Here is a 24,067-nt window from a genome sequence, read left to right as displayed (position 1 = left end):
TTGAAGAAAATTTATTTTAATGATTTATAAAAGTATTTTAGGTGATTCTAAAATACTTTTTTTGTGAGTAAAACTTTAGTAACTAAATTATTGTTTTAAACTAAATAAAGAAGTAAAAAACAACTGATATTTTAGTAAAAACATTGACTTTTGATGAATTAAAGGTTAATGTTTTTTTAGGGCTAATATTATATGATGTAAAATTTTAAGAAAAGGAGGAAACGAATGAAGGGACGAATTAAAAAAATATCAGTTATTGTAGTTTGTCTAGCGATGATTTTATGTACATTTGCTAATGCTAATGTTGTTAAAGCAACTGATGATGGTTATGAAATATATCCTAATCCGCAAAGTATAACATATGGCACTGGTGATTTTATCTTAAGAGATAATGTTAATGTTGTATATGAAGATGGTATTGATCAAGATACTAAAAATCGTTTACAAGAAGTAACTGATTTAAAAAACTTATCAATTACAACTTCTAATGAAATTAAAGCTAAGACAACTAATATCTTAGTTGGTATTCATGGTTCCAATGGTTATGTAGATAAATATGTTCAAGAAAATTGTCAATATTCTAATGGTTTATTTGATAATCTTGATGCGTATTATTTACAAGTTAATGATGGGACAATTGTTGTTTTAGGAAAAGATAGTGATGCTGCTTTTTATGGTTTGACTACATTATATATGGTAGTGGGACAACTAGATAGTCGAACTATCAAAAATTTCACTATTGAAGATTATGCCAATGTTGCTAGCCGTGGTTTTATCGAAGGATATTATGGTAATCCATGGTCAACACAAGATCGTGTTAATTTAATGACTTGGGGTGGTTATTATAAATTAAATTCTTATTTCTATGCTCCAAAAGATGATCCAAAGCATAATTCAAAATGGCGCGAACTTTATAGCGATGAAGAAATTGAAAATAAAATAAAACCGTTGGCTGAAGCTGGTAACAAGTCAAAATGTCGGTTTGTTTTTGCATTACATCCATTTATGAATAGCCCAATTAGTTTTACACAAAGCCAATATAGTAATGATTTAGCAATATTACAAGCTAAATTCGAGCAAGTAATCAAAGCTGGAGTTAGACAAATAGCTATCCTAGCTGATGATGCTGCTAACTATAATAATACTGGAGATTTAGGTGGTAATAACTATAAAAGATTATTGGAAGATATGACAGCCTGGTTAAAAGAAATGCAGGTTGAATATCCAGATTTAAAATTAACATTACCATTTTGTCCAGTAGAGTATGGTGGTACAGGTCAAGATTATTATCGTGATTTTCCCGATAATGTTCAAATTGTTATGACTGGTGGAAGAGTATGGGGTGAAGTTTCTAATAATTTCACATCAACATTTACTAATAATGTTGGACGTGGTCCATATATGTGGATTAACTGGCCATGTACTGATAACTCTAAAAAACATTTAATCATGGGTGGTTATGAAACATTTTTACAACCAGGTGTTGATCCCCAAAATATCCAAGGTATTGTCTTAAATCCAATGCAACAATCTGAGCCTAGTAAAGTAGCGATTTTTGGTAATGCCTGCTATTCATGGAATATTTGGGATTCAAAAGAGGAAGCTAATGCTACCTGGGAAGATTCATTTAAATATGTTGATCATAATTCCGCAATTGAAACTGATGCTTCTAATGCTTTAAAAGAGCTATCAAAACATATGATCAATCAGGCGATGGATAGTCGTGTTACAGCATTAGAGGAATCTGTAGTATTAAAGGAAAAGCTAAATAGTTTTAAAAGTAAATTAGAAAATGGTACTTTAAGCGAAGCTGATATTGATAGTATGATCGATGAATTTGAAATTCTACAATCAGCAGCTAAAACTTATCGTTTACAAGCTGGTAACAGTGATATTGCGAGTCAAATTGTTTACTGGTTAGATTGCTGGGATGATACAACTGAAGCAGCTATCGCTTATTTAAATGGAGTTAAAGCTGTTTTAAATAATGATACTAATGGTATTTTACAATATGAAAGTGCTGGTAAAACGGCATTTGATCGTTCTAAAACACATGGATTTAATTATGTAGATCACATTGAATATGCAGAAGTAGGGGTTCAACATATTGTGCCATTTATCAACACATTAGCTACTTATGTATCACAATATGCTCAAACTGCAATGGATCCTGATAAAGTAGTAACTACATTTATTACTAATCGTAGTGACAGTCCAGTAGGTAGCAGCGAAAATGTATTTGACGGCGATGATGGAACAATGGTTAGCTATCGCAATCCGGTATGGATCTATAAAGGTGATTATGTAGGGGTAAAATACAATAAAAATATTAAAATTGAAAATATTAGATTTTTATTAGGAAATGGTAAAAACCATTTTGAAGCTTCAAAATTGCAATACACAACTGATGGTAAACAATGGCAAGATCTTGAGCTAGTTGATATGGATAATCAGTTTACCGGTGTTAGAAATCAGTATTTAGAAGTGAATGTCAAAAAAGAAAACTTACCTGAAAATTTTGAAGCAATGGGAATTAGATTAATTGCAACTGCTGATAATGAGTTAGATGCATACTTGAATGTTCATGAAATCCAAATTAATCAAAAAAGTGATGCTGAAGAAGTAACTGGTGAATATTCTACAAATCGTGATCGAATGAACGGTACTGCTTTTGATGTTTTATCTGATGGACAAAACGGTAATAGTTCAGATAATGAGGTTTGGTTATCAGTTGCTTCTGGTAGTGATAAAGATAAATTACCAGCTGGATCATATCTAGCTTATACATTTAACTCAAAACAAAAAATTAGTTCTGTTCATTTTGCTCAAGGTGGTAGTGCTAGTGGTGATGTAATTAGTGATGGTTCATTACAATACTTAGATGATGAAGGTAACTGGATTACTATTGGTGATGTTACTAACCAGCAAGAACAAGTATTTGACTTATCAGATCAAAATATTGAAACTACTGCTTTAAGAATTCATAATGATGCGTTTGCTGGTATCTGGTGGCGTGTAGGTGAATTTAGAGTAGATGTTCAAGATGATAGTGGAACTACACCTTTAGAATACAATGTAATTAAAACACAACGCTGGAAAGTATATCAGGGACCAGAAAGTAGATTATATGATGGTAATGATAATACTTATGTCTGGTATGATCCTGATGGTGATGGAAATTCAACTGGCGATGACTTTTTAGCTGGTGATTATTTGGGATATGATTTTGGAAAGGTTGCTACATTAAAGAGTGTTCATATAGTTGTTGGTAATGACAATGGTGATAAACTTGTTAATTATGCAATTGAAACTTCATTAGATAATAATACATGGACCGCTATTGATGGCTATGATAACTATAAGGGTAATGCCAGTGGCAAAGATACTATCGATATTAAATTAGACGGTTTAAAAGCTCGTTATATTCGAATTAGAAATCTTGCTAATCAAGGTTCTTGGGGTAAATTCAGTGAATTTACAGTTGAAGAAGTTAGTCAATCAGGTAGCAAAGATTATTTATATACAAATCTTGATAATACATCAATTTTATCTAATTTAGAAGGTAATACCGCTTGGTTAACACCAGGAAATGTAACACTTGCAAAAGATCAATATATTGGAATTGATTTAAAGAATATCAAACATATTACTAGTATTGAAGCTTTAACGCTTCCAGAAAGTTGTCGTTTAGAAGTATCTAAAAATGGCATTGAATGGAGTAATTTTGATACTGCTAGTGATGGACGTTATGTTAGAATTGTTAATCCAAATGATCAAAAAGCAGTATTAGATTTAAGTAAATTCGAAGTAGTATTTGATTATATTGGTGAAAAAACTGTTACAAGTGATTTTGCTAATCAGCAAACTTCAAACGATATGCGTACTGCCGGAACTGTAAATAATGTTTTTGATGGTGATTTAAGTACAATTGGAATGATCAATGGCCCTCAAGAACAAGGAAAACATATTACTTTTGATTTAGGACAAACAATTCATTTTGAATCAATTAGATATTATATTACTGAAAGTCAATTAAATTATATTCGTGATGCTGATTTTGAAGTATCTGTTGATAATAAGACATGGACAAAAGTTTTACATGTTGGTAAACCAGTCGAAAATGTCTGGGATGATACTGTAGCTAAAGATATGCAAGATATAACATTATATCATGATAGCCAAAATCCAGGTTATATGTATGCCCAGGCAACTGATTTGAATGTTGATGGACGTTATATAAGAGTTACACCAACATCTACTTATTCACATCGTTGGGTTGGATTTAATGAAATCCAAATCAATGGTGGTGCTTATATTTCTCCTGAATCAAATAGAGATATTATTAGTGAAGCAATTGAAGAACCAGGTGAGATTCCTTCAAATATGATTGATAAAGATTATTCTACTTCATACAAATCAACTGCAGCAAATAGCTCATTTACTTATTATGTTTCTCAACCAGTTGATTTAAGAACTGTTCGTATTGTTCAAAGTGGAACAATTAGTAATGCCCAAGTTATTGCTCATGTATATAGTGAAGGAACTGTAAAAGAAATTAATTTAGGTTCTTTGAATCAGACAATTAGTGAATTTGTAATACCTGAAGGAGTAATGTTTAAAGATATCCAAGTATCATGGCAAGATTCAATACCTGAAATTTTAGAAATTGCTATGTATAAAACTGCCGAAGATGCTACTGATGCTAAAGCTGATTTAAAAGCTTTATTAGATGAAAATATTGATACATCTAATTGGACATTAGATTCATTACAAAATTATCAAAATGCATATAATGCTGCAAAAGAAATATATGAAAATGAATATGCTTCAAAATTTACAGTTGAAACAGCATTAGGGGTATTAAAAACTGCAATTAATAATGGTGAAGAAAAATATACTGATTCTAAATTAAGTGATTTAGTAAATAATGCTATTTCTAATGATAAAGGATATTATACAACAGTTTCTTATAATGCTTATAATTCAGCAATTTTATCTGCACAAGCTGCATTAGAAAATCCTGATCTTTTAAGTAAAGAAGATGGTGAACAATTAGTAGCTGCAATTGAAAAAGCTCAATCAGAATTAGTTTATAGTACAGCCTTTAGAGAACAAGCACAATTACTTGTAGAAGAAGAATTAGTACTTATTGATGATGTTTATTCACCAGAAAGTCTTGAAGCTTATAATCAAGCAAAAGCTGATTTAAAAGAAGCTATTGATAAAGATAAAGCTGCTTCAAGTCAAGAAGAAAGAGTTTCACCAGAAACTTTTGAAAGTTTAATAAATACCTATAATGACGCAAAAGCTAAACTGCAAGCTTCAGCAAAAGCAACATTACAAGTATTGATTGATGAATTTGCAACATATGATGGTGATTTATATGAACAAGAATCATTTGCAGCTTATCAAAAAGCTGTTGAAAAAGCAAAAGAAATCATTGAAACTGCTACAACTGAAGAAATAGTAGAACAAATTCAAGCTATTCGTGAAGCAAAATCGAACTTGAAAACTTCTAAAGCAACATTAGATGAAGTTATTAAGGATGCTGAAGCAGTTGATAAAAACAAATATACTGAAAAATCTTATAATGATTTAATGAATATTGTTAATGAAGCTAAAAACTTAACAGATGAAAGTAAGTATGCAAAATATATTCAATTAATTACGGATGCTAAAACGGCATTAGTAAATGTTGAAGTATTAAAAGCTAGAATTAGTGAAGTAGAAAAAATTGATGCTACATTATATACAAAAGCAAGCTATCAAAAAGTAAGTGAAACATTAGCTACTGCTAAACTTTTATTAGTTGATGGTAGTCAAGATGATGTTGAAACAATGTTAGAAACATTAATTGATGCTGTTAATGGCTTAGAGTTAAGTGGTCAAAAAGAATATGAACAATATTTAAGCAATATTGAATTAAAAGATGAAGCTTTATACACTGAAGATAGTTATAAAGTTTATAAAGATGCTTACGATAATTTAGCTAATTTAGGTGATGATGTATCATTAAAAGATTTCACAAATGCTAAAACAATATTTGAAGAAGCTCAAGAAGCTCTTAAATTTAAAGGTGCCGATTATAGTAAAGTTCAAGAAGTATTAGATAGAATACCAGCTGATTTATCTGGATTTGATCAAGCAGCAGTAAAAGAATTAAATGACTTGATTGCTAGTATTGATTACACATTAACAATCAATGATCAAGAAAAAGTTGACAAATATGCAATTGATTTACAAGCTGCATTAGATAAAGTCTTAAAATCAATGAATCCTGATGATGGCTCACAACAGCCAGAACAACCTGGACAAGCAACTGGTGATAAAGATACAACTAATTCTTCATCATCAGCTAAAACTGGCGATACAGCGGTAATTTTACCATCTTTATTATTGATGTCATTAGCTGTTTTAATGGGTACTTTTGTAAAAAGAAGAAAAGTTATTAAATAATAACTAAATAGTAAAAGGATCGAAAGAATGTTTTCGGTCCTTTTTAATTGGTAAAAATATTATTTGATGTACTTATAGGGATATCTAGTTTTTCTAAAATTTAAATTAGACATCAAGAAAGTGAAAATTAATAATTGGATATGAAAAAAAAGAAGTAATTGCTTGTAAACAAGCTTTACTTCTTTTTTAGTATGGAAAGCATCATTTAAGATACTTATTAGATAGCTTTAATATTTTTTAAATGTTCAACATAATCATGACATTCAATTTCATCACCGATTATTGTTTTGTTAATTGGATTAGTCATATTGAAAACATAAACATAAGCCTGATCGATTTTTTCACCATCTTGATTATAAACATCAAGCAGTTCTTTATTATATTCATTATCAGGGTTATTTTTTCCAAAATAACATTCTAATTCATCTAAAGTTTTTGCTATTGTTTCATCAACTTCATGAATTTCTCCAATAACTAAATTAGATCCTTCAGGTAAAAATGCTGGATAGATTTTTTCTTTAATTGTTTTTAAACTACCTTTAATATATCCATTATAACGATATGTATCTTTACCTTTTAAATAACGTTCATAATTATAAACACCTTTTCTAAGCGTTCCGTAAACAAATATTTTAACCATTAATGTGTTGCCCCACCTGTCACTTTTAAATCTTCATTAGTATCAACAATTGCTTCAATAGCAGCAGTTAAAGCAGCAACGATAGTATCTAAACTCATACTAGGTTGTCCTTTTTTGTCGATAACTTGTTGTGGTAAAAATGGGATATGAATAAATCCACTTCTTTTACCAGTATATTTAGTTTCTACTAAATGTCTTACTCCATAAAGTACATGGTTACATACGAATGTACCTGCTGTATTTGAAACAGAAGCAGGGATATTTTTTGATTGAATACGTGCTACCATTGCTTTAATTGGTAAGTTGCTAAAATAAGCAGCAGGACCATCTGGATAAACTGGTTCATCAATAATTTGTTGACCAGCATTATCAGGAATACGACAGTCATCAATATTAATTCCAATTCTTTCTACAGTAATATCAGGACGACCACCAGCTTGACCAATTGATAAAATTACATCAGGGTCATATTTAGCGATTGCTTCATCAATTACTTCTAAAGATTTATGACAAACAGTAGGAATTTCTAATTTAATAACTTTGGCACCAGCAATTTCATCTGGTAATTTTTTAACTGATTCAATAGCAGGGTTAATTTTTTCCCCACCAAATGGATCAAAACCAGTAACTAATATTTTCATTTAAAATCACTCCTAAAACGCTAAAACTAACATTAAAATAATATGAATAACGATCATAAGTAAAGCTATTGGTAATTGTGATTTAATAACAGCCCATTTTTGATCCCTCGTCTCTAAAACGGCACATGGGACGATATTAAAGTTGGCGGCCATAGGTGTCATTAAAGTACCACAATAACCAGCTGTCATCCCTAATGCTGCAACTACAGAAGGATCGCCACCTTGATTAATAACAAAAGGAATACCAATACCAATAGTAATAACTGTAAAGGCAGCAAATGCATTACCCATAATCATTGTAAAGATTACCATTCCTAAAACATAAACAACAACACCAATGAAGACATTTCCAGAAGGAACGACATTAGAAATAATTTTAGAAATAACATCTCCAACACCAGCAGCATTAAATACACTTCCTAATGCCCCTAATAATTGAGGTAATAAACATGAAGCTCCAACTTGCATTAATAATTTAGATGTATCACTACGAGTTTCTGATAATTTTGGTTTACAAATAGCAATTGCTAAAATTAATGCTACAACACAAGCAAGTCCAGTCATTACTGCACCATCTAAAGCAGTTACAGCACCACTAGAACTTCCAAAAGAGAATAATTTAATTGTAAAGAAATCACTTAATTTTAAGAAAAATGTTTCTGCTGTATCAGCGTTATATTGGATCAATGATAAGATTAATGCCATTATCCCAATAGAAACAGCAGGAATAAAGATTTTATTTCCGATTTTTTCACTTGATGCTTGACGGAATTCAGGAGTAGCTTCAACGAAAGCTCCCATACGAACTTGTTTAGTAGCTGTTAGACAACCCATAACAACTAAAATTGCACCAGTGACAACGTTTGGGATTATTTTACCAAACATGAATGTAATACCTAATAAAGCCCAAAATAAAGTTGTACCAACACGTGCTTCTTCATTTTTTGTGGCACGATATGCAGTATCAAAACTTACAAATGCACAAAGTACATAGAAAAATTCAGGAAGATATACACTTAAAAAATCTAACATTATTTTTTACCTCCTTTTTTAATTTTTCTATCAAATAAAAATACTTGAATAAATGTTAAAACAACTGAAATAATTGCAATATAGATTGATGAAGCAGCAATAGTTCCTAATGTTACTTCTGTAAATCCAGCAGTAGCCATTGTACCTTGCATTAAAACAACACCACTTGCTGCAGGGAAACAGTTTTGAGCAAAGAAGTTTCCATAGTTTTCTACTGCAGCTGATAAACCTTTGATTTTTTCTTCTTCATCATTATCAAATTTTTCACCTTTAACTTGTTCACCAGCAGCTTGAGCCATTGGTAAAACTAATGGACGTACGAATTGAACTACACCACCAATTCTGATATTTAAAGCAGATGCAATTGTACGAACAACGGAATAAATAGCAAGAACTTTTCCGGCAGATGCATTTTTAATTTTACCAATTAAATAAGCAGCTCTTTCTTTTAAACCATATCTTTCAATAATTGCGATAACAGGGAAAATAATTAAGAAAATTGACATCAATCGATTAGAAACAAAAGATGAACCTAAAATTTCCAAAATTTCAACAAAGCTCATTCCAGATATTAGGCCTGTTACAATCCCTGAAATAATTACTGTTGCAAGTACGTCTAATTTTAGAGCAAAACCGGCAACAATTATAACAATACCTATTAACGTTAAATATTCCATAATACTCTCCTTTCTAGTATTGCACACAATATTGTTATAATACATATTTTATATGAACGAAAAAATATACTTTTTCCATTCATATAAATATCATGAAAAAAATCATCTATTAGATGCATGATATGTATATTATTATGCAATAATGTATACAAATTCGATATTGTATACACAAAATTATATACTTTTTTTTAACATATTTCAATACACCTTAAAATCCTCTGATTAAATCAACGATTTTTTAAGAAAAGAAAGGAAAAAATCCTTTCTTGACAATAAATTGATATTTTAAAGATTCTTTAATTGCATTTAAAACTGCTAAAATCATTACATCAATATATATTTCAATTGATTAGATTAATAAAAAGTAATTTATGAATAATGGGGAAAATGTAAAAAAATGTTATTTAAATAATACTATTGACCGGTTGTTGCAACCGGTCTTTATAATTTAATGTTAAAAAGAAGGTGTTGATAATGTAATGAAAAAATTGTTTTTATAACCTTAAATATTTGTGAGATATATTATTGTTTTTGATGTAGAGGGGGAAAAAGAAATGAATAGTGAGTTATCAAAACGAGAACTGTTTGAAACGGTTCCTGTAAAAAAAGCAGTTGCGACATTGGCTGTACCGACAATAATTAGCCAGATCGTAACGATTATATATAATCTCGCTGATACTTTTTTTGTTGGTCAATTAAACAATCCATATATGGTTGCTGCAGTAACTGTAGTTTCACCATGGTTTAATTTATTAACAGCATTAGGAAATTTATTTGGAATTGGTGGCAGCAGTCTTATTTCAAGGTTATTAGGAGCAAAACGAGACAATGAAGTAAAATACGTTTCTTCTTTAAGTATTTATAGTGGTATAATTATTACATTTATTTTTTCATTATTTTCATTACTATTTCAAGGTCCATTGCTTATAGTATTAGGAGCAAGTTCTAATAATATTCAATATGCTCAATCATATTTGTTTTGGACTGTAATTTTAGGTGGTATTCCAACAACATTGGCCATGACAATGGCTCATTTATTAAGGGGTGAGGGTAAAGCTAAATTTGCTAGTATTGGGATGATGCTGGGAGGAATCTTAAACATTATTTTAGATCCATTATTTATCTTTGGCTTAGGACTAGGTTTTTCAGGTGCAGCAATAGCGACATCAACTTCTAATTTAGTATCAACTTTATTTTTTATTTATATATTTTATCGTGTAAAAAAACAAACAACGATGTCTTTAAATATTTCTTATTTTAATACTAGTTATTTAAAACCGGTCTTATCGGTTGGAATTGCTTCAGCGTTAACTACGTTATTAGCAAATGTATCAAATATGGTAATTATTAGTTTAGCTTCTGGTTATGGTGACATACCTGTTGCAGCATATGGGATTGTAAAAAGAATTGATATGTTTCCATTAAATATTAGTTTTGGGTTATGTCAAGGGATCATGCCATTAGTAGGATATAATTATGCATCTAAAAATTATCAACGGATGAAAGAAATTTCGTCTTTTTCATGGAAAGTATCATTATCAATTGCCTTTTTCTTTTTGATTTGTTTTACTAGTCTTGCTTCTTTCATTTTACCAGCTTTTATAGAGGATCCTCAAACAAGTCAATTAGGCGCTGAGTTTTTAAGAATTGCTTGTTTAGCGGTGCCTTTTACTGCTATCAATGCTTTAATCATTTATACATTACAAGCTATGGGTAAAGGAGTAGAATCAGCGATATTAACAGTATGTAGGCAAGGGGTTATTAAATATTCCAATTTTATTTATTATGAATAATTTTGTAGGGTTGTATGGAATGATCTGGGTACAACTTATCATTGAACTAATAGTTCTTCCAATTGTAATTATTATGTATAGAAGAGTTTTAAAACAGATAAAGGTGTAAATCTATGAGGTTATTAGCTTCATAGATTTTTTTATGGTATAAGGATTGATCATTTTTATAAATTTAAGATAGCTTAATTAAAAACTTAAAAATCTTTATAAAGTATTAACATAATGTCGAAAATTTAATTTTAATATTTACAATTTTCTTACAGAAAATCGGTATTTTTACAAAATTTCCAAATGATATACTTCTAGTGCTAGGAGGAAATATAACAAAATGAAAAACAAAATTTTAAAGGTAGGGATGTGTGCATTATTGGCTGCTAGTTTTTTAACTGGATGTGCTGAAGAAAGTACACAAACAGATGTAGATTTAAATTCAATGACAATTGAAGAAATTACTGAAAAAGCAAAAGAAGATGGAGAAATCAATTCAGTAGGTATGCCTGATACTTGGGCTAACTGGGTTGAAACTTGGACTGAAATTGAAGAACAGTATGGAATTAAACATTCAGATACTGATATGTCAAGTGCTGAAGAATTAGCTCTTTTTGCAAATGAGGCTAATGATGCAACAAAAGATATTGGTGATGTTGGTCAATCATTTGGACCAGTAGCTGAAGAACAAGGGGTAACATTACCATATAAAACATCTTATTGGGATTCTATTCCTGATTGGGCAAAGGATGATGATGGTGACTGGATTATTGGTTACTATGGAACAATTACATTTATAACTAATACTGATCTTGTAGAAAAAGCACCAACAAGCTGGCAAGATGTTTTAGAAGGGGACTATACATTAACTATCGGTGATGTTTCTGTTGCAACACAAGCACAAAGTGGATTGTTAAGTGCTGCAATCGCTTTTGGTGGTAGTGAAAGTGATATTCAGCCAGGATTAGATTTCTTTAAAACATTAGCAGAAGAGGGGCGTTTAGACATGGGAGATACAAGCGTTGCTCGATTAGAAAAAGGTGAAATAGAAGTTGCTGTTCTTTGGGATTACAACTCTTTAGGATATCGTTCACAAATTATGCAAAATAATCCAAATGCTAATTTTGAAGTTTCTGTACCAACTGACGGAGCTATTCAAAGTGGATATTGTACAATTATTAATGCTTATACAAAAAGACCATATGCAGCAGCATTAGCAAGAGAATATATCTTATCAGATGAAGGACAAATCAATTTAGCTAAAGGATTTGCTCGTCCAATTCGTGATGATGTAGTATTACCAGATGATGTAAAATCTAATCTTTTACCAGATGATCAATATACAAACGCTCGTTTTATCGAAGACCAGGAAGCATGGGATCAGTCAGTTTCTGATTTAGCAACATCTTGGCAGGAAGAAGTGGTTGCTTATGCGCAATAAGACAGTATTTGTTTTATTAGATGGTTTACAAAGTGAATATGCAAAAGAACATTTAGGGTATTTAGAACATTTATGTGAAAAAAATAGGGCTGCAAAATATGAAGTACTAGGTGAATTACCTAGTTCTTCGCGCCCAATGTATGAAACTATATTTACTGGTGTACCAGTTTTTGAACATGGAATTACGAATAATGGGATATGTCGTCTTTCTAATCAAGAACATTTGTTTAAACTATTAAAAAAGGCCAATAAAAAAAGCCTTGCTTTAGCATATTATTGGATCAGTGAATTATATTTATCAGCACCCTTTGATAAAGAAAAAGATGTCTATCATGAAGATGAATTATCTTGTATTGATCGAGGGTTCTTTTATTATGGTGATACTTTCCCAGATGATCACTTATATTCACTTTCTTCAAGCTTAATGGTAAAAGAAGATTATGATTTTGTCTTTGTTCATCCAATGGGGATTGATGATGCTGGACATAAATTTGGCGCTGGTTCTAAAGAATATTCAGGCGCTGTTATTCAAAACGATAAACTATTATCAACATATATTCCTATGTGGTTAGATCAAGGTTATAACGTGGTTGTTGGAGCTGATCATGGTATGAGTGAAAATGGATATCATGGAGGAAACAGTGATATGCAACGAAAAACTGCTCTTTATATTATCGCTGATAAAGTTGTTCCAGGGGTACATTCTAAAGAATTAACAACTATGGAATTTGCGCCATTATTATGTTGTTTGTTAGGAATTAAGCCAGGTGAAAAAATGAAGTCACTGGAGGTGGAATTTAAAAATGAAAAAAATCAAAAATAAAGTATATTTATTAGCATTATTACCATTTTTTATCATGGTTTTGCTATTTGAAATATTACCTTTGATTAATATTGTAATCGAAAGTTTTTCTAAAACTGGAGGTGGCGGTTTTACATTAGAGCATTTCACTAGAATTTTTTCTACTCGCTTGTATCAACAGTCTATCTATAACAGTTTGTGGATTTCAATTTTTTCAGCAGTCTGTGGAATTATAATTGCTTTTTTAGGGGCAAAAGCAGCTAATAGTGCAAGTACAAAAATTCGTAATATTTTTACAAGTATCTTAAATATTACTAGTAATTTTGCTGGGGTTCCATTGGCATTTGCGTTTATGATTTTATTAGGTAATGTGGGGATTTTAACTTTAATTGGAAAAAATTATGGTATTGATTTTTTAGCAAACTATGATTTATATACAATTAATGGTTTATTACTTACATATATTTATTTCCAGATTCCTTTAGGAACACTATTAATGCTTCCAGCTTTTAGTGGTTTGAAAAAAGAATGGAAAGAAGCAGTAGGTTTGTTAGGAGGGAATAGTTTCCATTATTGGTTTAAAGTAGCAATTCCTTCTTTATTCCCAAGTATTTTAGGAACATTTTCGGTATTATTTGCCAATTCATTGGCAGCATATGGTACAGCGTATGCCTTATTGAGTAATAATATTTCTCTTTTACCAATTCGTATATCACAACAATTTGTTGGTGAAGTTGTCCAAAACCAGGAATTTGGGTGTGCTTTATCACTTGTGATGATGGCTTTAATGGTTATTTCTGTTCTTATTACTAATAAGTTACAGAAAAGATCAGGAGGTGCAAAATGAAAGTAAAAACACGTTTATGGGATGGTTTGATTTTATTAATTATTGCTTCTTTTTTAATTATCCCATTAGCATTAACTTTCTTATATTCTGTTTTTACAGAATGGATGGATATTTTGCCAACCGGTTTTACACTAAGCTTTTATTCAGAGATTTTTTCAGATGGAGCATTTATTAATTCATTATTACGTTCGATCGTTATCTCTTTTGTACCAGTTTTAATTTGTACTATTGCAATACTTTTAGTTTTATATGTAATTACTTTATATATGCCTAAATTAGAAAAATATGTAGAAATTTTATGTAATATTCCTTATGCAATTCAAGGGGTTATTTTAGCTGTTGGGGTTATTTCGTTATATTCTGGTAGACCTGGATTTTTATCAAATCGTATTTTTCTATTAGTTGGAGCTTATTGTATTATTATTTTACCATATACATATAGAGGTCTAAAAAATACAATTGGTGCTTTGAATGTTAGATGTGTTATTGAAGCAGCCCAAGTATTAGGATGTTCTAAAATCCATGCCTTCTTTGCAATAGTTATTCCTCAAATGAAAAGAGGGATTATTTCTACAATGATGTTAGCTTTTACAATGTTGTTTGCTGATTTCGTTGTTGTTAATATGATTGCTGGAAGCGCATTTAGAACTGCGGGTATTTATTTGTATCAAACGATGTCTAAATCAGGACAATTATCAAGCGCAATCATTGTTATTTTATTTGTTACAACTTTGATTATTTCAACTTTAACACTGATTATTCAAAATAAAGCTGTCACAAAAAGGAGGAAAGCATAATGGCTTATATTGAATTTAAAGAAATTTGTAAAAGCTATGATGGTAAAAATCAAGTACTAAAAAGTATTAATTTAGATGTCGAAAAAGGCGAACTTGTTACTTTATTAGGTCCAAGTGGATGTGGTAAATCAACATTACTTCGTTCATTAGCTGGGTTAGAACAAATTAGTTCTGGTAGAATTATTTTAGATGGCGAAGATATTACTGATGTTCCAGTACAAAAGCGAGGGATTGGAATGGTTTTCCAACAATATTCTTTATTTCAAAATATGAATGTTGAAGATAATATTGCTTTTGGTTTAAAAATAGCAAAAATGGATAAAAAATTAATCCAGGAAAAAGTGAAAAATGCTATTGAAATGGTTGATTTAGTAGGAAAAGAAAAAAGCTATCCTAGTCAATTATCAGGGGGACAACAACAACGTGTTGCAATTGCTAGAGCTATTGTAATGGAACCAAAAGTATTATTATTAGATGAACCACTAAGTGCTATTGATGCAAAATTAAGACGTGAACTACAAGAAAAAATTAAAAGAGTTCAAAAAGAATTAAAAATTACAACAATTTTCGTTACTCATGACCAGGATGAAGCAATGATCATGTCTGATAAAATTCATTTAATGAATAATGGAGTTGTTGAACAAAGTGGTAATCCAGTACAATTATATACTCATCCAGTATCTAAATTTGCTGCTGAATTTATTGGTCATTATAATATTTTAGATAAAGATAAGCTAAAGACTCTTTTACCTTCAAAAGATTTCAATAATAATTTCTATGCTATTAGACCAGAAACAATTCATATTCAAACAGAACCAATTGAAGATAAAAACATGTATGTATTTGAAGCAATTGTCGATAATTATATTTCAAGGGGAAATGTTTTAAGATATACTTTACGCCATGAAGACGTATCATTTAAATCAGAAGTGCTTTTTAGAAGTTATACACTGTTTGATGAAGGTCAAAAAGTATATGTTGGTATTGAACCACATAATATTCTAGAAATTAGAGATTAAATGATAATATATACAGCTGTTTAATCAATGATTAAACAGCCTTTTAATCTTTAATAGACAATAGAAAAATAATATAATTTAGTTATAATATATACAAATAAAACGATAGGAAGTGATAAGATGATAAAACAGAATTTACATACTCATTCTATTTATTGTGATGGTAAAGATACAATTGAAGCAATGGCTTTAGAAGCAATAAATAAAAGATTCAATGTATTAGGTTTTTCAGGACATGGGAATTGTCGTAATGTTGATGATTATTCTATGGATGAAAACAATACTAAAAAATATATTGAAGATGTATTAGCAGTTAAAGAGAAATATCAAGATCAGATTAATATTTTTCTAGGGGTTGAACAAGATGTATTAGGACAACGTTTTAAAAAACATGATCCTTATGATTATATAATTGGCAGTGTTCATTTTGTTAAGGCTGGGGATAAATATTTAGCGGTTGATTTTAGTAGCGATGTTACTAAGGAGATTGTTGAATATTATGGTAGTTTTTTAAACTATGCTAAAAGCTATTTTGAAGAAGTTAAAAAGATAGCTAATATGGATGAAGTTGATATTGTTGGTCATGTTGATTTATTAACTAAGTTTAACGAAAATGAAGAATTTATTAAATTTGATGACCCAGATTATTTAAAATTAGCATATAACTGTATAGATCAATTACTTGCAAAAAATAAAATATTTGAAGTTAATACAGGAGCTATTGCTCGTGGTCAAAGAAAAACACCATATCCTCATAAAACATTACTTAAATACATTTATGATCATGGTGGAAAGATTTGTTTAAATAGTGATTGTCATAATAAAGAGATGTTAGATTGTTATTATCAAGAATCTCTTGAGTTAATACAAAGTTGTGGTTTTACTACAATGATGGAATTAACAAAAGATGGTTTTGTAGAAAGACCAGTTAGTGATTTTTTAAATATTTAAGATAATAGGGATTAAAAATAGTTGCTGTTATGAATTATTTTTAGTCCTTTTAATTTGTGAAATTTTATAAATAAAAATCTATTTTAAATAAAGTGTGATATAATAATTATAAATATTATATTTATTAATTTGAATTAATTAATACTTTTATTGTTATTAGAAGGGGATGGTTTTATGGATGTATTTAGCTTTGCTAAAAAGATGTTGAAAAGGGAATTTAATAAATGTATTAGTTATTCAATTGTTTTACTGGTAGCTTTGATTATTAGTTTTATATTTACTGATTTTATTGATAATCCATTATTAATTGAAAATGATCCGGTTATTGGTGCGGGTACTTTTAGAGAAATGAGTATTCCGCTTTCTAAAGGATTACCATTTATTGTAATTGCATTATGCTGGGTTATGATTTTATATGCTAGTAATTACTATCTTAGCAGCCAAACCGATTCATTTGCACTGCTGTTAATTTCTGGTGGGAATATCATCGATGTTGCTAAATTTGTTTTGTGGCAGGTTGCAATCATGTTTATTGGTATTGTGCCTGTAGCCTTGCTTTTAGGAACCGGAATTTTAAAACTAATATATATGTTTATGTTTTCATATCTAGGAATAGATGTAGTTTATAAAATACCAATTACTACTTATATCAATGTGTTATTGTCATTAGTACCGATTTTAATGGCTATCTGTGTAGCAGTTGCGGGATTTTCACATCGTAATACTTTGCAGGTATTGTTAGGTAGAGCAGAAGCAAATAAAAAAGTGAAGATCAAGAAACATAATAAAAGTTCATTGATTTATATTGTCATCTATCTCTGGTCAATATCACTTGTTTTCTTCCAAAAACATCAGTTAACGGCATATATTTTTCCAGCAGCTGTTGGAGTAATAAGTATATATGGTTTATTTAAACGGACAATACCAAAAATTATCCAAATGTGGAAAAATAAAGGCGGGTTAGAAAAAGAACATCTATATATATCATTATCAAACTATGTTGTTTCTTTACAGGGGACAATTATATTTTCAATGTTAATGCTTGTTTTAGTATGTGGCCTGATACCAGTACTGATAAGTCAGGATAAAATTACAAATGAATATATTACAGGATTAATAAGCTATATAGTAATGGCGATATTAATTGTAGTAGGTATTGTCTATAAATTTATTGATAATATGATGATTAGAAAAAATGAATTTGTCTGTTTAAACAGGATCGGTTATACCAAAAAAGAAATAAAAAAGATTATTCGTCAGGAAGTAATAATATATTATTGTACAATCATATTTTTACCATTGCCGTTAGTCTTATCAATTGGCACAAGGTATATAATGAATAATGATTTAACTGTTTTAAAGCTGATGATTTTAATTGCAATATATATCATACCAATCATACTATCGATATTTGTAACATATAATCTGTATTTAAAATTTATGATTAAAAAGGAGAATCAGGCAGTATGAAAAAAGTATTATTAGAAGCAAAAAATATAAGCAAGATATATGATCTTGATACTAAAAATCCTTTTACAGCAATGAAAAATATTTCATTAACAGTTTATGAGGGAGATTTTATATGTGTTATGGGACCTTCTGGTTCTGGAAAATCAACATTGATAAATAATATTTCTACAATCGATATTCCAACCAAAGGACAGGTATATATTGATGGCAATGAAATAAATAGTATGAGTGAAAAAGAGATAGGAAATTTCCGGTTTCAAAAATTAGGGTTCATTTTTCAAAATTACAGCCTGTTACAGTCTTTGACAATTTATGAAAATATTGCTGCTCCTTTATCATTACAAAAAAATAAAACACCAGATATGAAAAAGAAAGTAGAAGATATGGCCAAGCTATTAAATATCAGTAAATTACTTGATAAGTTTCCTGATGAATGTTCAGGAGGGGAAAAACAAAGAGCTGCAATCTGCAGAGCATTGGTTACTGATCCTAAGCTGATAATTGCCGATGAACCAACAGGGAATCTTGATAGCAAAAATTCTCATGAATTATTGCAGATATTAAGAAAAATGAATCAAGAGCAGTCAAAAACAATTGTAATGGTTACACATGATCCTCAAATTGCCTCATATTCATCAAAGTTAATATATATAACTGATGGAAAAATAGTTAAAGAGTTAGAAAAAAATAATATGAGTCAAAAAGAATATTTTTATGAAATAATCAATATAACTTCAAAAGATGCTCAGATGCTTTTTACTGATTAAAAAGATAAAATTTTGTATTAAAAATGTGGATTTAATTATCCACATTTTTAATAGCGGTTAAATAAAATAATTAATCTTTAAGTATTTTGTTTATTGTTATGATATGGTTTTGAGGATTGATTAAAGCATCTTCACAGTGACCTTTATTTTTTAAGAGTATTGTATTGGTATTAAGATAGTGTTTTTTTAAATATTTAGCAACTTTTTTAAATAATATTTCATTTATAGTAGAGCCATATAAATAATATATTTTAGTATTAGGAGTATCAATATCATTGCGTAATTTAAATTTTCCCACTTCTTTTATATAATTTATAATTGTTGTATTAGAAATATGATCTATTAGTTGTAAAAACAGATCAAGTTTATCGATTGTTATTATTGTATTAATAGCCTGATTTATTGTTTTTTCATCACGAATTTTAACTTTATGAGTAATTGATAAATACTGTTTTGTTAAAATATTTATTAATACTTTTCCAAAAGGAAGAAGCGGTGAACTTTCCAAAATCAGTTTTGTTATCTCAATATTCTGGTTTTGCCATATATAGCTAGCAACAATACCACCCATACTCATCCCATAAATTGCATATACTTTATTGCCATATTTAGTTATATAATAGCTTTCTAATTCTTTTACACATCTTTCAAATGAAATAAAATCTTCTTTATCATCAACATTGTGACCAGTTAATATTGGAACAATTAAACAATAATCTTTTTTATAAAAATCGATATAATCTTGCCATACCTGATACGGACTTTCAAAACCATGAATTAGAATTATTTTGTCATTACTTGGATTACCATATTCTAAAATTTTCATTATTTTTTACCCTTGTTTAATTGAAACTATTCTAATCGCTGCTGCCATACCACCATCACCATATGAAGGACTTTCAATAAATTTTGTTGCTTCTTTGCTTAAAGATTGGTTAGTATTTATTGAATGAATTATTTCATTTTCCCAACCATTAAGTCTAGCCATCGATATTGACTCAATACCAAGTATTGCATCGGTAAGATGTTTTTGATAAGAATCAAAATGTTTTTCAATAATAAAACGCATTAATTCAAGTCTTTTTGACATACTTTTAATATTAAATGAAGCTGGAGCAGTACGATAATCAATTAATGCTTGTTCAACGATACCAATATTTGCTTCTGGTATACATTCAAGCATGCTTAAAAAGAATTCCCAGTCTTCAAATCCAGAACGCATCGATTCATCATAGCCACCACATTGTTGCCAAATATCTCGACGAAGAATATGAGTGGCAGGACAGCAATTTCGTGAAAGAAATGGGATTATATTACCGCCAGATGGACAGACTGTTGCTTCGAGTGTACCAAATGTTTTCATCCATGATGATGCTGCGACCATTGATGGATCATTATGAAATAATTGACTAACTTGTTCAATATATGATGGTTCTAATTGATCATCGCCATCAAGCACTAAAACTAATGGTGCTTTTGTTTGGCTAATACCGGTATTTCTAGCAACAGATACTCCTTGATTAGGTTGTTTTATTACAACTATTGGAATCGTGATAGCAGGATTGGTTTTTATATTATCTAAGATATCAAGTGATTGTTTATCTGTAGATCCGTCATCGACAATGATAATTCTTTTAGGTGGGTTAGTCTGTTTACACAATGATTGAACTGCTTCTAAAATCATTGAACCTTGATTAAAACTTGTAATAACGGCCTCAATATTTGTTTCCATGAAAATTTCCTCCCTAAATTCACCTAATTAAATTATCCTATTTTTATTGTTTCTTTACAATGTAAAAATAATAATAATTTATAAAAATATTTGGTTTAATAATCAAAAAAAGAGTTTTTATTTTGAAAACTTTTGAAAATGGCGATTTGTTTATAATACATAAATTATTTCAACTCTTATTAAATTTATTGTAGCTAAAGAAATAGTATCGATTTTTATTGTAAAGTATCGTTATTTTCATGTACCTATTATTTTAAATGAAAATGATTTATATAGATTTGGTTTTAAAGGTTTTTCCAAGGAAAAAAAACGATCAAAAATATCCCAAAATTGGCGTGATAATTATGCGTATTGTTATATAGATGTTGATAAACAGCAATATAACTTAATTAAACAAGAAATATATTTGATTTTAGAAAATGAAAGAGATTATAGATATTCAATTATTGAATTTATTGGGGCGTTTTTAAAAATACCGATTAGAATTAATAATCATTATTTTTGTTCTTATTTTGTTGCAGATGTTTTAAAAAATGCTGGTTATTCATTACAAAAAAAATCAAATTTATATTTGCCAGATACTTTAGCTAAAGAGTTACAAGGTAATCAGTTTGTAGAATATACTGTGTAGATTTTTAATATTTTTTAAATAATTCTTTTAAAATAAACAAATATTTTATTTAAAGAGGAGGTAATTAAATGATAATAAGAGTGGTTATTGTAGTAATTGTAACAATAGCGTTAATTGGTACTGGTTTGTTGGTTAGAAAAAAAGTTTAAAGATGGAGGAGCAAAGATGATTAAAAAAGTTGTAGCCATAGCAGCTGTAGTAGTAAGTGTTGCTGGAGCGGGTTTATTTATTAAATATAAAAATAAATATTAATGATGAATAATAAGGGATACTATGCATTAGTTTCTCTTTTATTTTATCTTTTGTAAAACTACACATTTATATAAATTCGTTGTAAAATAAGTATATATAACAAAGGAGGATGCGTTATGAATAATTTTAGTGAAGATTTAAGAAAGTTATTATTAGTAGGAATTGGTGCAGTTGCCATAACTGCTGAAAAGTCTAAAGAAGTTGTTGAAGATTTAGTTAAAAAAGGTGAATTAACGGTTGAACAAGGAAAAGTTTTAAATGAAGAACTTAAACATAATGTTGCTGAAAAACTTAGACAACCTGTAAGTGTAGAAACAGTTGAACAAGATTTACAAAAGATGGACGTAGATGACTTAGAAAAATTAAAACAAAAAATAGAAGAATTACAAAAATCAAAGAATGAATCAAAATAATAGTTTGAGTACGAAACGGCGTCTAGCACAGATTCTGGCAATACTGAGAAAACATCATATAACAAAAGGAATTGATCCGGTAAAGTTTAGAATGATTTTAGAGGATCTGGGACCAACATTTGTTAAGATTGGTCAAATAATGGCTTCTCGACAAGATATGTTTTCTCAGCGTTATTGTCGAGAATTGGTGAAATTAAGAGATAATGTTGCTCCAATGAGTTTAGATGTAGTAAAGAGGGTCATTGAAAATGAATATCAAGAAGATCTAAAACAGGTTTTTATTGATTTTGATGTTAATCCTTTAGGAAGTGCTTCGATTGCTCAGGTTCATAAAGCAACATTAAAAGACGGACGTCAGATTGTAGTAAAAGTTCAACGTCCTGGTATTTATGAGATGATGGAAAGAGATATTTCTTTGATCCGTCGTGCAGTAAAGATTTTAAAGTTAAATGATGTTTTAGGTAGTGTTGTTGATTTAAATATCGTTTTAGATGAATTTTGGCATACTGCCAAAGAAGAAATGGATTTTTTAAATGAAGCCAGTTTTGCTAAAAGATTTGCACATTTTCATCAAGATATTAATTACATAGCAGCTCCAGAAATTATTGATGAGTATAGTACTAGTAAAGTACTTGTGATGGAATATATTGAAGGTTATGAAATTGATGATCGAATCGCATTAAAAGATGCTGGTTATGATTTAAAAGAAATTGCCGCAAAATTAGCAGAAAATTATATTAAACAAATTGTAGATGATGGTTTTTTTCATGCTGATCCTCATCCTGGTAATTTAAGAATCCGTGATGGAAAAATCGTTTGGATCGACTTTGGGATGATGGGTATTTTAAATCGCTGTGATAAAGATTTGTTGAAAGACGCAGTTTTAGCTATTGGACAAAATGATACGCAAAAACTTGTTGATGTAATTTTGACATTAGGCCAACATGATAATCGTATTGATTATGCTTTATTTTATGATAATATTGAAACATTTATGAAGCACTATGTAACAATGGACTTAACAGATATTAACCTAGGAGATGTAGTCCAGGAAATTTTTATGATTGCTCATAAACACCGCATTTCAATGCCAAAAGGTGTTAGCATGTTAGCACGAGGGTTAGTAACTATCGAAAGTACAGTAATGTTAGTAGATCCTCATATTAGCATTATTGAAATTGCTGCTAATCATGTTGCTAGTCATATGTCAAAAGAGTTTGATGCTAAAAAAGAATTAACAAACTCAGCTAAAAAGGTATATGATGCTAGTCAAAATATATTAAATCTTCCCGTTCAGCTTTCAGAAGTTATTCGAATGATAATGAAAGGAAGATTAAAGGTTAATTTAGATATTATGGAATCAAGCGTTCCTATGAAAGCGATAAATCATATGGTCAATAAATTAATTGTAGGAATTATCAGTGCTGGATTATTGATGGCAAGCAGTTTGCTTTGTACAACCCAAATGACTCCTAAAGTTTTTGGAATACCAGCTTTAGGTTTTATTGGCTTTATGACAGCGGTAGGATTAGGAATATGGCTATTATTTACTGTTTTAAAAGAAAGAAGAAAAAATAAATAATATTTGATTGCTATAAATTCTAACTAGAGTTTATAGCATTATTTATATGAATAATATGCGTGATTTTTGTATTTTATGCAGATTCTATTCAATATATATCTCTTTTCATTTATAATATAAGTAACAAAGATAATAT

General features: G+C 29.5%; 19 protein-coding genes. 13 read left to right on the top strand and 6 right to left on the bottom strand.

The window, feature by feature from the left end; translation table 11 throughout:
• Positions 1-225: 225 nt before the first annotated feature.
• Complete coding sequence (locus tag ABGT36_RS09640) at positions 226-6,456, top strand: beta-N-acetylglucosaminidase domain-containing protein (protein WP_346677742.1); 6,231 nt, start codon at positions 226-228, stop codon at positions 6,454-6,456.
• Between the two features lie 217 nt (positions 6,457-6,673).
• Here the strand turns inward: ABGT36_RS09640 and ABGT36_RS09635 are convergent, their stop codons facing one another.
• The 4 genes from ABGT36_RS09635 to ABGT36_RS09620 are packed head-to-tail and all read right to left on the bottom strand — an operon-like array spanning position 6,674 to position 9,446.
• A complete protein-coding gene (locus tag ABGT36_RS09635) occupies positions 6,674-7,096 on the bottom strand; it encodes a gamma-glutamylcyclotransferase family protein (RefSeq protein ID WP_346677741.1) in 423 nt (140 codons plus the stop codon).
• A complete protein-coding gene (gene pcp / locus ABGT36_RS09630; protein WP_087299116.1) occupies positions 7,096-7,737 on the bottom strand; it encodes a pyroglutamyl-peptidase I in 642 nt (213 codons plus the stop codon). The genes ABGT36_RS09635 and pcp overlap by 1 nt, the downstream gene beginning before the upstream one ends.
• A gap of 12 nt (positions 7,738-7,749) precedes the next feature.
• Entirely contained in the window at positions 7,750-8,769 is a 1,020-nt protein-coding gene (locus tag ABGT36_RS09625) for a DUF979 domain-containing protein (RefSeq protein ID WP_346677739.1), read from the bottom strand.
• Positions 8,769-9,446, bottom strand: a complete 678-nt coding sequence (locus ABGT36_RS09620) for a DUF969 domain-containing protein (protein ID WP_087299112.1) — start codon at positions 9,444-9,446, stop codon at positions 8,769-8,771. The genes ABGT36_RS09625 and ABGT36_RS09620 overlap by 1 nt, the downstream gene beginning before the upstream one ends.
• A gap of 554 nt (positions 9,447-10,000) precedes the next feature.
• On the opposite strand from ABGT36_RS09620, the gene ABGT36_RS09615 reads away from it, so the two are divergent.
• The 9 genes from ABGT36_RS09615 (at position 10,001) to ABGT36_RS09575 (ending at position 19,321) form a co-directional block, all read left to right on the top strand.
• Positions 10,001-11,239 (top strand): MATE family efflux transporter, encoded by a 1,239-nt coding sequence (locus tag ABGT36_RS09615; RefSeq protein WP_346677737.1) that lies wholly within the window; start codon positions 10,001-10,003, stop codon positions 11,237-11,239.
• 328 nt (positions 11,240-11,567) lie between these two features.
• Positions 11,568-12,668, top strand: a complete 1,101-nt coding sequence (locus tag ABGT36_RS09610) for an ABC transporter substrate-binding protein (protein WP_087299108.1) — start codon at positions 11,568-11,570, stop codon at positions 12,666-12,668.
• A complete protein-coding gene (locus ABGT36_RS09605; protein WP_346677735.1) occupies positions 12,658-13,491 on the top strand; it encodes an alkaline phosphatase family protein in 834 nt (277 codons plus the stop codon). Before ABGT36_RS09610 ends, ABGT36_RS09605 begins: the two co-directional genes overlap by 11 nt.
• Positions 13,472-14,317: an ABC transporter permease subunit gene (locus ABGT36_RS09600; protein ID WP_087299104.1), complete on the top strand. Its 846-nt coding sequence runs from the start codon at positions 13,472-13,474 to the stop codon at positions 14,315-14,317. The genes ABGT36_RS09605 and ABGT36_RS09600 overlap by 20 nt, the downstream gene beginning before the upstream one ends.
• A complete protein-coding gene (locus ABGT36_RS09595) occupies positions 14,314-15,114 on the top strand; it encodes an ABC transporter permease (RefSeq protein ID WP_087374045.1) in 801 nt (266 codons plus the stop codon). The genes ABGT36_RS09600 and ABGT36_RS09595 overlap by 4 nt, the downstream gene beginning before the upstream one ends.
• Positions 15,114-16,133, top strand: coding sequence for an ABC transporter ATP-binding protein (locus tag ABGT36_RS09590; protein WP_087299100.1), 1,020 nt, complete (start codon positions 15,114-15,116; stop codon positions 16,131-16,133). The genes ABGT36_RS09595 and ABGT36_RS09590 overlap by 1 nt, the downstream gene beginning before the upstream one ends.
• A gap of 120 nt (positions 16,134-16,253) precedes the next feature.
• Entirely contained in the window at positions 16,254-17,084 is an 831-nt protein-coding gene (locus ABGT36_RS09585) for a histidinol-phosphatase HisJ family protein (protein ID WP_296883985.1), read from the top strand.
• 174 nt (positions 17,085-17,258) lie between these two features.
• Positions 17,259-18,554 (top strand): hypothetical protein, encoded by a 1,296-nt coding sequence (locus ABGT36_RS09580; protein WP_296883987.1) that lies wholly within the window; start codon positions 17,259-17,261, stop codon positions 18,552-18,554.
• The gene (locus ABGT36_RS09575) at positions 18,551-19,321 is read left to right on the top strand and encodes an ABC transporter ATP-binding protein (protein ID WP_346677732.1); all 771 of its coding nucleotides are present in this window, start codon (positions 18,551-18,553) and stop codon (positions 19,319-19,321) included. Before ABGT36_RS09580 ends, ABGT36_RS09575 begins: the two co-directional genes overlap by 4 nt.
• 70 nt (positions 19,322-19,391) lie before the next feature.
• On the opposite strand, the gene ABGT36_RS09570 is transcribed toward ABGT36_RS09575, so the two are convergent.
• Both ABGT36_RS09570 and ABGT36_RS09565 read right to left on the bottom strand, forming a co-directional pair.
• On the bottom strand, positions 19,392-20,147 hold the full coding sequence (locus ABGT36_RS09570) for an alpha/beta fold hydrolase (RefSeq protein WP_087374057.1): 756 nt from the start codon (positions 20,145-20,147) through the stop codon (positions 19,392-19,394).
• A 6-nt stretch (positions 20,148-20,153) separates the two neighbouring features.
• On the bottom strand, positions 20,154-21,053 hold the full coding sequence (locus ABGT36_RS09565) for a glycosyltransferase family A protein (RefSeq protein WP_346677730.1): 900 nt from the start codon (positions 21,051-21,053) through the stop codon (positions 20,154-20,156).
• Between the two features lie 406 nt (positions 21,054-21,459).
• On the opposite strand from ABGT36_RS09565, the gene ABGT36_RS09560 reads away from it, so the two are divergent.
• The 3 genes from ABGT36_RS09560 (at position 21,460) to ABGT36_RS09550 (ending at position 23,931) form a co-directional block, all read left to right on the top strand.
• On the top strand, positions 21,460-21,684 hold the full coding sequence (locus tag ABGT36_RS09560) for a hypothetical protein (protein WP_346677728.1): 225 nt from the start codon (positions 21,460-21,462) through the stop codon (positions 21,682-21,684).
• Between the two features lie 368 nt (positions 21,685-22,052).
• On the top strand, positions 22,053-22,349 hold the full coding sequence (locus tag ABGT36_RS09555; protein ID WP_087299086.1) for a phasin family protein: 297 nt from the start codon (positions 22,053-22,055) through the stop codon (positions 22,347-22,349).
• The gene (locus ABGT36_RS09550) at positions 22,336-23,931 is read left to right on the top strand and encodes an AarF/UbiB family protein (protein ID WP_346677726.1); all 1,596 of its coding nucleotides are present in this window, start codon (positions 22,336-22,338) and stop codon (positions 23,929-23,931) included. Before ABGT36_RS09555 ends, ABGT36_RS09550 begins: the two co-directional genes overlap by 14 nt.
• The last annotated feature ends 136 nt before the right edge of the window (positions 23,932-24,067 follow it).

Source organism: Erysipelatoclostridium sp. An173 (assembly GCF_963931465.1).
Lineage (GTDB): Bacteria > Bacillota_I > Bacilli_A > Erysipelotrichales > Coprobacillaceae > Thomasclavelia > Thomasclavelia merdavium.
The sequence above is the reverse complement of the archived record's forward strand: the minus strand, read 5'-3'. Positions and strand labels throughout refer to the sequence as shown.

Coding starts and splice junctions, on each gene's coding strand:
- ABGT36_RS09585 (WP_296883985.1), top strand. CDS start 16,254: ATGATAAAACAGAATTTACATACTCATTCTATTTATTGTGATGGTAAA.
- ABGT36_RS09615 (WP_346677737.1), top strand. CDS start 10,001: ATGAATAGTGAGTTATCAAAACGAGAACTGTTTGAAACGGTTCCTGTA.
- ABGT36_RS09640 (WP_346677742.1), top strand. CDS start 226: ATGAAGGGACGAATTAAAAAAATATCAGTTATTGTAGTTTGTCTAGCG.
- ABGT36_RS09635 (WP_346677741.1), bottom strand. CDS start 7,096: ATGGTTAAAATATTTGTTTACGGAACGCTTAGAAAAGGTGTTTATAAT.
- ABGT36_RS09625 (WP_346677739.1), bottom strand. CDS start 8,769: ATGTTAGATTTTTTAAGTGTATATCTTCCTGAATTTTTCTATGTACTT.
- ABGT36_RS09610 (WP_087299108.1), top strand. CDS start 11,568: ATGAAAAACAAAATTTTAAAGGTAGGGATGTGTGCATTATTGGCTGCT.
- ABGT36_RS09595 (WP_087374045.1), top strand. CDS start 14,314: ATGAAAGTAAAAACACGTTTATGGGATGGTTTGATTTTATTAATTATT.
- ABGT36_RS09580 (WP_296883987.1), top strand. CDS start 17,259: ATGGATGTATTTAGCTTTGCTAAAAAGATGTTGAAAAGGGAATTTAAT.
- ABGT36_RS09570 (WP_087374057.1), bottom strand. CDS start 20,147: ATGAAAATTTTAGAATATGGTAATCCAAGTAATGACAAAATAATTCTA.
- ABGT36_RS09600 (WP_087299104.1), top strand. CDS start 13,472: ATGAAAAAAATCAAAAATAAAGTATATTTATTAGCATTATTACCATTT.
- ABGT36_RS09555 (WP_087299086.1), top strand. CDS start 22,053: ATGAATAATTTTAGTGAAGATTTAAGAAAGTTATTATTAGTAGGAATT.
- ABGT36_RS09605 (WP_346677735.1), top strand. CDS start 12,658: ATGCGCAATAAGACAGTATTTGTTTTATTAGATGGTTTACAAAGTGAA.
- ABGT36_RS09620 (WP_087299112.1), bottom strand. CDS start 9,446: ATGGAATATTTAACGTTAATAGGTATTGTTATAATTGTTGCCGGTTTT.
- ABGT36_RS09565 (WP_346677730.1), bottom strand. CDS start 21,053: ATGGAAACAAATATTGAGGCCGTTATTACAAGTTTTAATCAAGGTTCA.
- ABGT36_RS09590 (WP_087299100.1), top strand. CDS start 15,114: ATGGCTTATATTGAATTTAAAGAAATTTGTAAAAGCTATGATGGTAAA.
- ABGT36_RS09575 (WP_346677732.1), top strand. CDS start 18,551: ATGAAAAAAGTATTATTAGAAGCAAAAAATATAAGCAAGATATATGAT.
- ABGT36_RS09550 (WP_346677726.1), top strand. CDS start 22,336: ATGAATCAAAATAATAGTTTGAGTACGAAACGGCGTCTAGCACAGATT.
- pcp (WP_087299116.1), bottom strand. CDS start 7,737: ATGAAAATATTAGTTACTGGTTTTGATCCATTTGGTGGGGAAAAAATT.